We start from the raw sequence: 13,700 nt of genomic DNA, 5'->3' as shown, positions 1-13,700 counted from the left end.
GATCGTCGACGCTCTCCTTCCGTCAGATCACGTATAGGCCATGTTGTCCAGAGCGGTCTCCGCGTCCTCAGGACTCGCCGGACGCAGCCGCCGGTGTCCACGACGACCTTGCCGCGGTCATCCCGGCCCACGCCGCCTTGCCAACTACCTGCGGGTGCTTACGATGGAGGCGCAGACCGTCACTCGCGGCTGCGACATGTCACACCCGCACCACCCCGACCCGAAGACCTGGTCGCGCCGACCGTCGAGTCCGCGGCCATGGCCCGCGTCCCTTCGCGGGCACCGATTTCATCCCTGGAGCCCTCAATGATCGTCATCGTCGGTGCTGGGCTGATGGGCGCGGCCACCGCCTGGGAGCTGGCCCGGCGCGGCGTCGAGGTCATGCTGATCGAGGCGTACGAGATCGGGCACCGCAACGGCAGCTCGCACGGCACCTCGCGGATCTTCCGCCGCGCCTACGGCGACGCCCTCTACGTCGAGCTGACCGGGCGGGCGGGGGAGTGCTGGCGCGAACTGGAAGCGGACACCGGCACCGCGTTGCTCCGCATGACCGGTGGCCTCGACTTCGGCGTGCGTCGCGACCCCGAGGGCCTGGCGCGGCTGCTCGCCGGCGCCGGAGTGCCGCACGAGCTGCTGCCCGCGAGCGCGGCCGCGGAGCGCTGGCCGTACTTCAGGTTCGACGGTCCGGTGTTGTTCCACCCCGAGGCCGGGGTGGTGGACGCCGACGCGACGGTGGCGGCCTGCGTGCGGCGGGCCGCCGAACTCGGTGCCGACGTGCGCACGAACACCCGCGTGACCGGCATCGACGTACGCGACGGCGTGCGGGTGCGCACGGACGACGGCGCGGAGCTCGCGGCGGACACGGTCGTGGTGGCGGCCGGACCGTGGTTGCCGGAGCTGGCGGACGGCATCGGGGTGCCGCTCGGCCTGCCGCGGCTGCGGGTCACCCAGCAGCAGGTGTTCCACTTCCGCCAGCGCGACCCCGGCCACTCGTGGCCGACCCTGGTCGCGACGGACGACCTGGAAATCTACGGCCTGCCGTCGGGAGGCGACGGGGGAACGGCGCCCGCCGTCAAGGTCGCGGAGCACGACCGCGGCACGCCTGCCACCGCGAGCACCCGCGACGGCGTCGTGAATCCCGCCTCGCGGGGGGCCGTCTCGGCGTGGGTGGAGAAGTGGCTGCCCGGGCTCGACCCTGTGCCCGTCGCCGAGGCCAGCTGCCTTTACACCATCACGCCGACGGAGGACTTCATCCTGGACCGGGTCGGTCCCGTCGTGGTGGTCTCGCCCTGTTCCGGGCACGGCGCCAAGTTCGCCCCGCTCATCGGCCGGATGGCCGCCGACCTGGCACTCGGCCAGGCCGGCCCGCACCCGCGTTTCGCGCTGCCCCGCACCGCAACCCCGAGGTGACGGCCACCCGGACGAGTAGGTTGCCGGGTTCAGCGGATGGGCAGATTGACCTATTTCCCTACCAGAAGTGTGGGACACTGGAGTATGGGCTTGGACACCACCCGCTCACCGAGCGACCGCGCCGAGACGCCCCTGACCGCCGCCATCCTGGCCGGACAGTGGATCCGCGCCGCCGCCGTGGACGACGCGCGCGGGCGTACCTGGCTCGCCAACCCCGACGCCCGCGGGCGCTCCGCGCTCACCGCGGCCGAGCCCGCCTCCCTCTACGCAGGCGCGGCCGGGATCGTGCTGTTCTTCGTGGAGCTGGCCGCGGCGACCGGGCACGAGGCCTATCTGGAGGACGCCAGGCAAGGGGCGCGCCGGCTCGCGGCCACCTGGCGTGAGCAGGCCGACCTGTCCCTCTATCACGGCCTGACCGGCACCGTCGTGGCGCTCGTCGAGGCAGGCTGGGCACTCGGCGACGACAGCCTGGAGGAGCAGGCCAGGGCGGCCGCCGAGCGGATCGTCCAGGCGGCCCGGCCGCTGGAGGGCGGCCCCGGCTGGACGGGCGACCCCGCGCAGCGCGGCGACGGCGGGATCGTGCTCGGGCTGCTCCGGGCCGCTACCGCCCTGGGCGTGCCCGGTCTGGAGGAGGCGGCAATGGCGGCGGGCGAGCGCATCGCCGGCCTGGCCGTTCCCGGCCACCGCTTCGGCGACTGCCCCGATCTGCCCATGGACGCGGTCACCCCTGGCTTCCTCGCCGGCACGGCCGGCACCGCCTTCCTCCTGGCCCGCCTGTACGGGACCACCGGTGACCGGCGCTTCCTGGACGCGGCCGGCCGGGGCGCCGGTTTCGTCCGCGAGGTCAGCGTCGTGGCCGGCAAGTGCGCCGCCGTCCCGCACCACGTGCCGCACGGGCGCGGGCTGCACTACCTCGGGTTCTGCTCGGGCTCGGCAGGCGTGGCGCGGATGTTCTACGAGCTGTACCGGGTGACCGGCGACCGGGGGCACCTGGACTGGGTGGAGCGGCTGGCCCGCGGCATCGTGCAGAGCGGCGTCCCGGCGCGGCGCACGGACGGGTTCTGGAATGTGGCCTGCCAGTGCTGCGGCACCGCCGGGCTGCTGGAGTTGTTCGTCGGGTTGTGGGCGGACACCGGGGACGACGCCTACCTGACCTTCGCCCAGGGGCTCGCCGAGCACCTCATCGGCGCCGCCACCGACCACGACGGCCGTGGACTGCGCTGGTACCAGGCATACCGTCGGCTGCGTCCCGGCGAGGTGAGCGCGGACACCGGCTACATGGTCGGCGCGGCCGGCATCGGCGCGGCCCTGCTGCACCTCGACGCCGCCCTGCAGCCGCGCCAGGCACGCCGGGTCATCCTCCTGCCGGACAACCCGTTCCCCGCCATACCGGTGCCGGCGGCCCGGCTCCGCGACTCCGAGAACGAGTAGCGCCGGCAGGCCACCGAGCCTGCCGATACGCGGAGAGTAGGCGATTGTCGCCGACGCGAGTCCTCCCGCTCCTTCGCCACTGTGGTGGCACGAAACGAGCTTGGGAGGAAACGATGTCCACTCCGCAGGAGATCCTCGCCGAAGTCCCTCAGGACGCTCCGGCTGACGAGTCCATGACCGCAGAGAACGTGACCGGAGAGCAGGCGAAGGAGAAGCGCGGGAAGCGTAAGGCCAAGCGGCTGGCGGCCAAGGGCCTGGCCTGGTTCGCCCTGATCGTCACCGCACTGCTGGTGCTGGCCGAGCCGTGGTTGCTGCTGCCGATGGCGGCGCTCGTGCTCGCACTGGCGCTGTGGGACTGACGCCGATGTTCGAGCCCCTCTTCCTCATCGACATGTTGTTGGCCATCGCCGCGATCGTCGCGGCAGCGGCCACCGGAGGGCTGGCGGGACGCCTGGCACGGCGTCCCGCCGCCGCGCGGCCCCTGCGCTTCGCGTTGTACTGCACCGCTGCCCTGGTCGTCCTGCGCCTGGCGGTGGCCGGCCTCGTCCTCACCGGTGGCCTGCCCCTCGCCGGGTCCCGGCTGATCGTGCAGGTTCCGCTGGCGGTGCTGCCGGTCGCCTGGGCCCTGATCATGCTTCGCCGTCACACCCCCGTTGTGGCCGCCCACGCCGCCGCGGGCGGCGTCCTGCTGTCGGCCGTGTGGTTGTTCATCCCCTTCGACCCGGTCATCCAGCTGATCGTCTCGATGCCGGCGGTCGGGCTGGCCGCCCTCGTGGGAAGGTGGCGCACCGGTGGTGCGCGGCTGGCGCGCCTGCCTTGGGCGGCCGTGGTGTTCGTGCTCTCGCCTGCCGTGGTCTTGGGCATGGCGTACCAGTCCAATGTCGCCGCGGCGCACGCCGGTCACCACGGCGGGACGATGGACTGGGGGACCGGCGCCATGCCACACCACCCTCCCCAGGCCCGTACCGTCGACCAGCTCACCGGCCCGCGCGACAAAGCGCCTGACGCGCGCTTCACACTCACCGCGGCGCGGGGCAAGGTCCTGCTCGGCTCTGGCCGGCAGATCGACGCCCTCACCTTCAACGGCCACGCGCCCGGCCCCGAGCTCCGCGTACGGCTGGGGTCGCTCGTCGAGGTGACCCTGATCAACACCGATGTCGAGGAGGGCGTGACGCTGCACTGGCACGGCGTCGACGTGCCCAACGCCGAGGACGGCGTGCCCGGCGTCACCCAGGAGGCCGTCATGCCGGGCGGCCGGCACGTCTACCGCTTCGTCCCCGACCGTCCGGGCACGTTCTGGTACCACACCCACCGGGACGCCGCGGAGACCGTCGAGCGTGGGTTGTTCGGCGCTCTGATCGTGGAGGACACCCACGCGGGGGTGGACAAGACGGTGTTCACCCACCTGTGGCCCGGCGCGGAGGATCCGATCGCCGCCTTCGGCACCGCCGACCGGCCGGCCCGCGAGGCCGTCGCCGTGGGCGAGCCGGTGCTGCTCAGGCTGATCAACAGCTCGGAGGAGCCGCATCGCATCCACGTCGGCGGCACGACGTACACCGTGACCGCCATCGACGGCAACCCGGTCCAGGGAGCGACACCGCTGACCGCCGGGACCGACCTCCTGCTGGCGGCAGGCGGTCGGTACGACATCGCCTTCACCATGCCCGGCGGCTCGGTGACCCTGTCCATCGACGTCAACGAGATCCCCAACACCGCCGCACTGGCCTTCAGCCCCGACGGCACCGCCCCGCCCGCCACACTCGGCACGGGTCCGCTGTTCGACCCCCTCACGTACGGCACCGCGACCCCGGCCGGGGAAGGGCGCTACGACCGGACCTTCGACATCGGGACGGACGACGGATTCGGCTTTGCCATGGGCCGGTTCAACTACGTCAGCAGCTCGATCAACGGGCGGCTCTACCCCGCAGTCCCCATGTTGATGGTGAGCGAGGGAGACCGGGTCAAGATGCGCATGGCCAACCGCAGCCTCATCGACCACCCGATGCACCTGCACGGCCACCGTGTACGCGTCCTGTCCCGCAACGGCGTGCCGGCCACCGGCAGCCCCTGGTGGACCGACACGCTGAACGTGGCGCCGGGCGAGGTGTTCGAGGTCGCCTTCACGGCCGACAATCCGGGCATCTGGATGGACCACTGCCACAACTTCAAGCACGGCTCGGAGGGCATGGTCATGCACCTCGGCTACGCGGGCGTCACCACCCCGTACACCGAGGACCGCATCCCCGAGTGACGCGTCTTGTCTGAATGGAGCTTGAGTGATGGAAATGTCATTGATCATCGTGGGACTGATCAGTGCCGCAGGGGTCGCCGCGTTGCTGTTGAGCATCCGGCATGACCCGCCGTTCTGGGTCGTCCTTGTCGTCGCTCTGGTCACCTATCCGATCAGCACCTGGCTCTTCGGCGTCATGGGGCCGGTCGGTGGGGGAGCGTGGGCGGAATGGGCCGTCAGACTGTCCTTGATATCCGTCGTCACCGCGCTGGTGAGCCTGCTTCTCCGCAATCGTGCCCGAGGCTCCGCCGACGACCGTCACTGAAACGCCCACCCGAGCGGGCGCGCGCCACTGAACCGGCGCGCGCCCGCTTTCGCGTGGGCGGGTCGGGCATCCTCCTGGCCGGCGACCTGCGGCCGGCAGACCGCGAGGGCCGCCACCGTCGCGCCGGGCATTGCTGGGCGCGGAGTGGACGTCCTCCGTCCGGCTCAGGGCTGCAACCGGCCACGACTGGTTCGCGCCAAATGCGCACAGTGAAAGTCCGGGTGGGTCTCGATCCTCGCCGCAAGCCACGCCACAACAACACGATCGTCGGGTGTGGCCCCTCACTCACCACGGTGGGTGTGCGCCTTGGATCGTCATGGCGTCTACCTGGAGTGCTGGGGGCCGTCCACACGGCTCTGCCGGGAACACCACGGCGTGGGACGAGCGGTCGGTACGGCGGAAGGCCTGCGCGCGACTGCCGTCGCGCGCAGGCCTGGCCAGGTTTGGGCATGACAAAGGGGCGGCCCGGCTCGCGGGCCGCCCCTGGTGGGCGATCAGGCTTCGGCGGTCTTCTTGAGGAGCGCGAGCCAGGTGGTGAGCGACTGCTCCAAGGCGGCGCGCATGTTCTCGGCGTCGGCGCGGACCGGGTCCCCGTCCCAGGACTCCTCGGTGCGTACGTACGTCGTGCCGTCACGCTCCTCGAACGTCCACTGGTGGATGCCCGTGATGCCGTGGGCCGGGCCGCCCCACAGGATCCGGTGGGGCGCGTCGACGGTGTGCACGGTGGAGGCGATGTCCAGGCCGAACGTCGTCCAGTGGAAGGTCTCGCCGGGGGCGAGGGGGCCGGGGGCGCTGGCGGTGGTGATGTCCGTCTGCCAGGTCGGCCACGCGGTGACGTCGGTGTGCAGGCTCCAGACCCGTTCGATGGGGGCGTCGACGGTGGTGTCGACGCGCACGACGACGGCGGCCTCGGTGTCGATTCCAGTGATCATTTCAAAGTCTCCTTAGTGGTTGTCGGGGAGCCAGTTGCCGTGGATGCCCGCCGGTACGCGGCGGGGCAGCTCGACCGTCGCGACGGGGCCGCCGCGCAGGTCGGAGGCGTCGAGGATGAGAAGCTGGGAGGCGTTCGCCCGCAGGTCGCTGGTGATGGTGAGCAGATAGCCGTCGTCCTCCGCCGTGCCGCCTTCGGCGGGGACGAAGACGGCCTCGCCCGGCATCTGGTCCGGGGCGAAGGGGTGGAGGTGGCGTTCGCCGGTCGACGTGTCGTACTTGACGACGGCGAAACGATCCAGGCCCGCGCCGGGGAAGGCGACGGCGTAGCTGTAGCGGCTGGGCCGCCCCAGCACGGTCTCGTTGATGGTGGGGAACTCGGTGACCAGGCCGTCCAGGGGCTCCTCGGAGGCGCGGCCGGTGGCCAGGTCGAGAATCCAGCGGTGGTGCACCGAACCGGCTTCGGGGGTGACGCCGTGGCCGGGTGCGCCGATCCACCACTTCCACGACGACTCCCACGCCGGCCGGTCGTACCGGGGGCCCTCGACGACGACGCGGCCGTGCTGATCGGTGTAGGCGTTGGAGACGTGCAGGAGCGCGCCGGGCTCGACCTCGAACCAGGTGACCTGGGCCGGCCCTGAGCGGGGCATCACGCCGATGCGCGGCTGGTACGCATCGCTCCACCGGTACGGGATGCCGGACTGCTCGGACATGTCGAACACCACGGGCAGGTCCAGCCAGATGACGTGGTCGGCGGTGATGGCGAAGTCGTGCATCAGCGACGGCCCGGCCCCGTCGATGACCTCGGCGCGGGTGATCTGTCCGGCGGGGGAGGCGACGTAGAAGGTCAGGTACGGCGGAAACGGGCTGTAGCCGAAGAAGAACAGCTCACCGGTGACCGGGTCCTCCTTGGGGTGGGCGGTCATCGCGGTGGTGAGCTTGCCGCCGAAGTCGTACGGACCCACGGTCTCCAGCTCGGCGGTGACCTCCCACGGAAGGTTGGCCTCCTGGAGCGCGAGGTACCGGCCGCCGTGGTGGATGATGTTGGTCCCGGCGGCGCTGACCTCGGGGTTCGTGCCGGTGAACGGGACACCTTCCAGGTAGGGGGTGCGTACCCACCGGTTGCGGTACCACTCGGCCTGCCCGCCGCTCAGCCGCACGCCGTGGATCATGCCGGTGCCCTTGAACCAGTGGCTCGGGGTGACGCCGGGCTTGGGATTGTGGCCGTTGCGGAGGTAACGGCCCTCCAGCTCGGGCGGGATCGCGCCGTGCACGGTCAGCTCACGGGCGGTCGTCTCGTCGGCGACCGGCTCGTAGTGGCCTGTGAGGTACGGCTTGGCCAAGTCGATGCTCATCTTGTCGGAACTCATGGCGAACCTTTCTGTGGTGGTCAAAGGACGAGGGAGAGCAATGTGGTCAGGGCGGCGATCACCGCGGCGGCGGCGAAGGCGGCGCCGTACGCGCTGCCGCCCGACACGGCGGTGAGGACCGCCAGCCCGACCGCGCCGCCGATCTGGCGGGTGGCGTTGACCAGGCCGCCGGCCACGCCGCTGTCGGCCGGGGCGACACCCGTCGACGACAGGGCGGTGAGCCGGACGAAGGCCACGCCGAGGCCCGCTCCGATGAGGAGCGAGGGGCCGAGCAGGTCGGCGAGGAACGTGCCGTCGGCTGGGGCGCGTGACAACCAGGCCAGGCCGGCCGTCAGCGCGGCCAGCCCGCCGGCCAGGACGGCCCGGCCCGGCAGCCGCCGGTCCAGACGTGGTGCGGCCCAGGAGGAGACGATGATCGATAGAGCCAGGGGGAGCTGGGTGAGACCCGCCTCCAGAGGCGTGTATCCCAGCACGCGCTGCTGGTAGAGCGGCAGGAAGAAGAACAGGCCGATCCAGACCGCGCCCACCAGGCTCATCAGCACGTTGGCCGCCCGCACCAGGCCGGCCCGCAGCAACCGGGGCGGCACCAGCGGCTCGGCGGCACGCCGCTGCACGGCCGCGAAGACCGCCAGCATCGCCGCCCCGGCGACCAGGGTCGCCCAGGCGCTCACGCCGCCCCCTTCCGGCAGGGAGGACAGGGACGAGAGGGAATAGGTGACCGCTATGAGCCCGGCGGCCGAGGTCAGTGCGCCGGCCACATCGAGGCGCCCGCCGCGTGGCCGGTCTGCGGGGAGGAGGAGCCAGCCGGCCGCCAGGACGGCGACGGCGGCGGGGACGGTGACGAGGAAGACCGCGCGCCAGCCGTACGCGCCGCTGAGCAGGCCGCCGAGCAGCACTCCTGCCGCGCCCCCTGCCCCGGACACCGAGCCCCATACGCCGAGCGCCCGCCCACGGCCCGGCCCGGCCGGGTACAGGGCGAGCAGCAGCGCGAGGGCCGTCGGGGCGAGCAGCGCCGCACCGACGCCCTGCACGCTGCGGGCGGCGATCAGGACGGCCGCGCCGGGAGCCAGGCCGGCCACCAGCGTGGCCGCCGCGAACAACGCCGTGCCGGACAGGAACACGCGCCGCAGCCCGTACGCGTCTCCCAGCCTGCCTCCGAGCAGCAGCAGGGCGCCGAAGACGAGCACGTAGGCGTTGACCACCCACGACAGGCCGGTCGCCGACAGGTTGAGCCCGCCGCGGATCTGCGGCAGCGCGACGTTGACGATCGACGTGGTGAGCACGGCGAGGAACTGCGCCGTGGCCAGCACCGCCAGAGCCCGCCCGGGCGAGCTCGTCGTGCTCCGGCCCGCCGGGGCGGCGGTGTCCAACGTGTCCACGGTGACTGCTCCTTCAGCGAGAGGGCTCGGGTTCTCCCCGCTGCCGCCACGCTCCCACCGGCGCCGAAGCCTTCGCGTCGGTAGAAATCGCCGATCCGCCCTCCGCCGCCGCATCGGCGAACGGCGGCAGTCGCCGCAATGCCTAGCCCGCCCCCTCCCACCAGGCACGACACCACTAGCCTTGTGCGGTGATTCAGATGTCCCCGGGCGGCTCCCTCATGGGCAGGCACGCCGAGATCCGTCAGATCGACGCCCTGATCGACGCGGCCAGACAGGGTAAGGGCGGGGCCATGGTCCTGCGGGGCGAGCCCGGCATCGGCAAGAGCACGCTGCTGGGCTACGCGCGGCAGGCGGCGTCCGGTTTCCAGGTCATGGAGGCCGCCGGGGCCGAATTCGAGATGGAGCTGCCGTTCGCCGCGCTGCACCAGCTCTGCGCGCCCGTCCTGGACCACCTCGTCGGTCTGGCGGGGCCGCATCGCCAGGCACTGGAGATCGCGTTCGGCCTTGACACCGGCACGCCGAGCCCGTTGCTGGTCGGCATCGCCACGCTCGGCCTGCTGGCCGAGACCGTACGGGAGCGGCCGCTGCTGTGCGTGGTGGACGACGCGCAGTGGCTCGACCACGCCTCGGCCAAGGCGCTGGCGTTCGTCGCCCGCCGGGTCGCCGCCGAGCCGGTCGCCGTGCTGTTCGCGCTCCGCGAGCAGCCGGGTGAGCCCTCGTCCGAGCAGGGCCGGCTGCCCGAGCTCGATCGGCTGCCCGCCCTCGCCCTCGGCGGGCTGGCGGAGGCCGACGCGCGTGCCCTGCTGAAGGCGGAGGTACGCGCGCCCCTGGACGAGCGGGTCCGCGATCGCATCCTGGCGGAGGCCCGCGGCAACCCGCTCGCGCTGCTCGAACTACCCCGAAGCGCAGGACTCGGCGGCATGGCGGGCGGGTTCGCGCTCCCGGGTGCCTCGCCGCTGTCCAGTCGCATCGAGCGCAGCTATCAGGCCCGGCTGGAGCGCCTGCCCGCCGGCGTACGGCTGCTCCTGACGGTCGCCGCCGCCGACACCGTCGGCGACCCGGTGCTGCTGTGGAAGGCGGCCGAGCAGCTGGGCGTCGAGCCCGGCAGCGCGGAGACGGCGGCCGGGGCCGGGCTGATCGAGTTCGGCACCCGGATTCGCTTCTGCCATCCCCTCGCCCGCTCGGCGGCCTACAACTCCGCCGACCCGGGAGACCGGCGGCGGGCGCACCAGGCGCTGGCCGCGGCCACCGACCCGGCGACGGACCCCGACCGGCTGGCCTGGCACCACGCCCAGGCCAGCGTGGGGCCGGACGAAGGGATCGCGGCCGAGCTCGACGGCTCCGCGGCTCGCGCCCAGTCGCGCGGCGGCGTGGCGGCCACAGCGGCCTTTCTCGAACGTGCGGCGGAGCTCTCGACCGACCCCGAGCGCCGGATCGAGCGTGTCCTCGCTGCGGCGCAGGCCAAGCTGGAGGTCGGCGACTACGAGCGTACGGCCGGGCTGCTGAGCACCGTGGCGACCGGCTCGCCGCACCAAATGGCGCGGGCCGACGTGCTGCGCGGCCGGCTGTCGTTCGTCCGCCACCGGGGCGCCGAGGGCGCCGCCTCCTACCTGCTCGGCGCGGCACGACGGCTGGCCGACGTGGATCCGGCGTGGTCGCGGGCCCGCTATCTCGACGCGATCGAGATGGGCATCCTGACCGGCGGCCTCGACGAGATCGTCGCGGCGGCCAGGGACACGCCCCCCGGCGACGGGACCGACGTGCTCCTGGACGCCATCGTCAGCCTGGTCACCGAGGGCCACCGGGCGGCCGTGCCCGTGTTGCGGCCCCTCATCTCCGACGTGGACGGCGAGGAGTGGACGCGCCGCCCGTCGCTGGCCCTGATCCTCGCGGCGGAGCTCTGGGACTTCGACTCCATGCGCGGCATCGCCAGCCGGATCGTGGAGCTGGGCCGCCGGCAGGGCTCGTTCTTCACCCTGCCGATCGGGCTGTCCATGGCGGCCACGGCCGGCGTGCACGCGGGCGACTTCCGCGCGGCCATGGAGATGATCTCGGAAGGCACCGCGATCGTCGAGGCGACCGGCGCGTCGCCGCTGGTCTACCCCAGCATCCACCTGGCCGCCCTGCGCGGGCGCAAGCAGGAGGCCATGGAGCTGTTCGAGCGCGTGCTCGCGGCGAGCCAGCTCATGACGATCAGCGTGCACTGGGCGACCGCGGCATTGAACAACGGCCTGGCCGACTACCCCGCCGCGCTGGCCGCCGCCCAGCGGGCCGTCGCCTCGCGTGACCTGGCCAACGCCGGGCTCGCGCTGCCCGAGCTGATCGAGGCGGCGATGCGGTGCGGCGAGGAGGAGCAGGCCGCCTCGGCGCTGCGCTCCCTGACCGAGCGCACGCAGGCCGCCGGCACCTCCTGGGGGCTCGGCGTCGAGGCGTACGCGCGGGGCATGGTCACCGGCGACGAGGACTCGTACCGTGCGGCCGTCGAGCACCTGGACGGCTGCCCCGCGACCGTCTCCCGCGCGCGGGCGCACCTCGTCTACGGGGAGTGGCTGCGGCGCGAGGGCAGGCGGCGCGAGGCCCGCGAGCGGCTGCGCGCGTCGTATGAGATGTTCTCCGACATCGGCATGGAGGCGTTCGCGACCCGCGCGGCGACGGAGCTGCGCGCGACCGGCGAGCACGTACGCAGCCGCGCCAACGCGGCCGACGACGAGCTCACCCTGCAGGAGGCGCACATCGCCCGGCTGGTGGCCGGCGGCGAGACGTCCAGGGAGGTCGCCGCCCGGCTGTTCATCAGCCCGCGCACGGTCGACGCGCACCTGCGCAACATCTTCAGGAAGCTCGGCATCACCTCACGCAGGCAGCTCCGGGATCTCGATCTGTGACGCGGTCTCGACCCGCAGCCGCATCGTCGTGGCCGCGATCTCGCTGATCACGATCGCCTCCACGGGGCCGGGCCAGCTCAGGGCATATTTGGCGCGGTAACACGCGGAGACCCGCTCGACCAGCTCGGGGTCGCTGACGGCCTCCAGGCGGGCGGGGAGGATCGCCCCGTCGACCTGGACCGCCACCTGCGCGCCGCCGCGTACCTCCCGGTGCCAGGCGCTGCGGGCCCCGAAGGCGGCGCGTACGTACGCGTCGCCGCCGGTCACCACCACCCAAATGGGCCTGCTCGACCACGAGCCGTCCGCCCGCCGCACCCACATCACGATCTCGGACCGCTCCGACAGTTCGTTCACGCCCTGAGGCTCCCGCGGCCGGGCGGTGGACGGCATCGGTGATGTTCACGTATTCGAGGGCTCGCGCACGGGCACCACACGGCCTCGCCGACCGCCCGACCCGGCGTGGGCCACACTGCTCGATGTCGAGCGGGGCGCGTCCTGTTTCCCGGGCGCCACGCCCGACCACGTGAACGGCGACGCGTTCTCCGGCCGGGTCAGGCCAGGTCGGCGAAGTAGGCGCGCAGCAGCCTGCGGCCTTGCTCGATCATGGCGGGGTCGCCCTCCCGGCAGTCGGTGAAGGCGAGCCGGAGTGCCGCCCCCGTGGCCTGGATGGCCAGCCGCATGACGCGGTACGGGTCGGGCAACGGCGGCAGCCCGGCCTCGTCCAGCGCGAAGTGGTAGAGCCGCTCGGCCAGCACGTCCCCGCCCTCCTTCGCCTCGCCGGGCGGCAGGAACGACGCCCCGCCGGGCCGGGTGTCGGCGAAGTCGACCACGGTGAAGCCGGGGACGGTCCTGCGCATCTCGACCGTCTCCGCCAGCACGATTTCCACCGCACGCGGCCACGTGAGGGTGTCCTCCTCCGCCATCCTGCGGCGCAGCCGCACCAGCAGCAGCTCGAGATTACGCAGCGCCAGCTCGCGCAGGACGCCGGATTTGCCGTCGAAGAACTGGTAGATGGTGCTGTTGGGCACGCCGGCGCGCCTGGCCACCTCGAGCGTGGTGAGCGCGTCGAGGCCCACTTCGTCCAGAAGCTGCGCGCAGGAGTCGAGGATGCGTTCGACCCGGTCGATGCTGCGTTTCTGGACCGGCCGCCGCCGGAGGCCTGGATTGTCCACGCGCCTTAACATAACACCCTGTCATGTTCTAACGTGGCACCCTCTCATGTTTCGGGCCCTTCGGGAGGGACACGCATGACCGACGTGGGCATCACGCCCGTCACCCGGGTATCCGCCGGTTGGATGTCCCTGCTGGCGCTGGCCCAGATGGGGGTCATCATGGCGATGACCGTCGGGAACCAGATCCTGCTGCCCTCCCATGTGGCGCGCCTCGATCCGGCGCACAAGGAGGCGTCCCTGGCGGTGGTGTTCGCCGTCGGCGCCGTCTGCACGATGATCGCGAACCCGCTGTTCGGTGCCCTGTCCGACCGGACCCGTGCCCGGCTGGGCAGGCGGCGGCCCTGGATCATCGGGGGCGCGCTGGTCTGCGCCGCGTCGCTGGCCTTCCTGTCCCTGCAGGACTCCCTGGCCGGGCTGGTCATCGGCTGGGCGGCCGCCCAGCTGTCGTTCACCGCCGCGCTGGCCACCGCCATCGCCACCGTTCCCGACCAGGTGCCGATCCTCCAGCGGGGCAAGGTGTCCGCTCTGGCGGGGGTGGGCCAGCTCACCGGGCCGCTGCTGGGCGGGGTGG

12 protein-coding genes are annotated in these 13,700 nt (G+C 72.6%); 7 read left to right on the top strand and 5 right to left on the bottom strand.

Translation table 11 applies throughout. The features are described 5' to 3' along the window. Positions 1–306: 306 nt before the first annotated feature. The 5 genes from solA (at position 307) to ETD86_RS01840 (ending at position 5,396) form a co-directional block, all read left to right on the top strand. Positions 307–1,410, top strand: a complete 1,104-nt coding sequence (gene solA, locus ETD86_RS01860; protein ID WP_138664309.1) for an N-methyl-L-tryptophan oxidase — start codon at positions 307–309, stop codon at positions 1,408–1,410. Positions 1,411–1,494: 84 nt separating this feature from the next. Beyond that, entirely contained in the window at positions 1,495–2,841 is a 1,347-nt protein-coding gene (locus ETD86_RS01855) for a lanthionine synthetase LanC family protein (RefSeq protein ID WP_138664308.1), read from the top strand. Positions 2,842–2,954: 113 nt separating this feature from the next. Further along, the gene (locus tag ETD86_RS01850; RefSeq protein WP_138664307.1) at positions 2,955–3,200 is read left to right on the top strand and encodes a hypothetical protein; all 246 of its coding nucleotides are present in this window, start codon (positions 2,955–2,957) and stop codon (positions 3,198–3,200) included. A 5-nt stretch (positions 3,201–3,205) separates the two neighbouring features. Next, the gene (locus ETD86_RS01845; RefSeq protein WP_138664306.1) at positions 3,206–5,092 is read left to right on the top strand and encodes a multicopper oxidase family protein; all 1,887 of its coding nucleotides are present in this window, start codon (positions 3,206–3,208) and stop codon (positions 5,090–5,092) included. A gap of 28 nt (positions 5,093–5,120) precedes the next feature. After that, positions 5,121–5,396 carry a hypothetical protein gene (locus ETD86_RS01840; protein ID WP_138664305.1) on the top strand — a complete coding sequence of 92 codons (276 nt, stop codon included), beginning with the start codon at positions 5,121–5,123 and terminating at the stop codon, positions 5,394–5,396. A gap of 494 nt (positions 5,397–5,890) precedes the next feature. On the opposite strand, the gene ETD86_RS01835 is transcribed toward ETD86_RS01840, so the two are convergent. From ETD86_RS01835 to ETD86_RS01825, 3 genes are read right to left on the bottom strand one after another with little or no spacing between them, the layout of a single operon-like run. Further along, positions 5,891–6,328, bottom strand: coding sequence for an SRPBCC family protein (locus ETD86_RS01835; protein ID WP_138664304.1), 438 nt, complete (start codon positions 6,326–6,328; stop codon positions 5,891–5,893). 12 nt (positions 6,329–6,340) lie between these two features. After that, a complete protein-coding gene (locus ETD86_RS01830; protein WP_246147517.1) occupies positions 6,341–7,696 on the bottom strand; it encodes a carotenoid oxygenase family protein in 1,356 nt (451 codons plus the stop codon). 20 nt (positions 7,697–7,716) lie between these two features. Then, entirely contained in the window at positions 7,717–9,075 is a 1,359-nt protein-coding gene (locus ETD86_RS01825; RefSeq protein WP_170222829.1) for an MFS transporter, read from the bottom strand. Positions 9,076–9,272: 197 nt separating this feature from the next. Here ETD86_RS01825 and ETD86_RS01820 point away from each other — a divergent pair, with 197 nt between their 5' ends. Continuing rightward, on the top strand, positions 9,273–11,957 hold the full coding sequence (locus tag ETD86_RS01820; protein ID WP_211369774.1) for an ATP-binding protein: 2,685 nt from the start codon (positions 9,273–9,275) through the stop codon (positions 11,955–11,957). On the opposite strand, the gene ETD86_RS01815 is transcribed toward ETD86_RS01820, so the two are convergent. Then, positions 11,925–12,311 carry a DUF2255 family protein gene (locus ETD86_RS01815; protein ID WP_170222828.1) on the bottom strand — a complete coding sequence of 129 codons (387 nt, stop codon included), beginning with the start codon at positions 12,309–12,311 and terminating at the stop codon, positions 11,925–11,927. The two genes, ETD86_RS01820 and ETD86_RS01815, sit on opposite strands and share 33 nt — an antisense overlap. 197 nt (positions 12,312–12,508) lie before the next feature. Further along, a complete protein-coding gene (locus ETD86_RS01810; RefSeq protein WP_246147514.1) occupies positions 12,509–13,129 on the bottom strand; it encodes a TetR/AcrR family transcriptional regulator in 621 nt (206 codons plus the stop codon). A 75-nt stretch (positions 13,130–13,204) separates the two neighbouring features. On the opposite strand from ETD86_RS01810, the gene ETD86_RS01805 reads away from it, so the two are divergent. After that, positions 13,205–13,700 (top strand): MFS transporter (locus ETD86_RS01805; protein WP_138664300.1); only part of this gene is annotated, 496 nt, incomplete at its 3' end.

The sequence above is a fragment of the Nonomuraea turkmeniaca genome (genome assembly GCF_005889735.1).
Lineage (GTDB): Bacteria > Actinomycetota > Actinomycetes > Streptosporangiales > Streptosporangiaceae > Nonomuraea > Nonomuraea turkmeniaca.
This window is presented reverse-complemented; position numbering and strand designations above follow the sequence as displayed.

What these genes read in the sequence shown, in the direction of transcription:
- ETD86_RS01855 (WP_138664308.1), top strand. Translation starts at nt 1,495, where the DNA reads ATGGGCTTGGACACCACCCGCTCACCGAGCGACCGCGCCGAGACGCCC.
- ETD86_RS01830 (WP_246147517.1), bottom strand. Translation starts at nt 7,696, where the DNA reads ATGAGTTCCGACAAGATGAGCATCGACTTGGCCAAGCCGTACCTCACA.
- ETD86_RS01820 (WP_211369774.1), top strand. Translation starts at nt 9,273, where the DNA reads ATGTCCCCGGGCGGCTCCCTCATGGGCAGGCACGCCGAGATCCGTCAG.
- ETD86_RS01840 (WP_138664305.1), top strand. Translation starts at nt 5,121, where the DNA reads ATGGAAATGTCATTGATCATCGTGGGACTGATCAGTGCCGCAGGGGTC.
- ETD86_RS01835 (WP_138664304.1), bottom strand. Translation starts at nt 6,328, where the DNA reads ATGATCACTGGAATCGACACCGAGGCCGCCGTCGTCGTGCGCGTCGAC.
- ETD86_RS01850 (WP_138664307.1), top strand. Translation starts at nt 2,955, where the DNA reads ATGTCCACTCCGCAGGAGATCCTCGCCGAAGTCCCTCAGGACGCTCCG.
- ETD86_RS01845 (WP_138664306.1), top strand. Translation starts at nt 3,206, where the DNA reads ATGTTCGAGCCCCTCTTCCTCATCGACATGTTGTTGGCCATCGCCGCG.
- solA (WP_138664309.1), top strand. Translation starts at nt 307, where the DNA reads ATGATCGTCATCGTCGGTGCTGGGCTGATGGGCGCGGCCACCGCCTGG.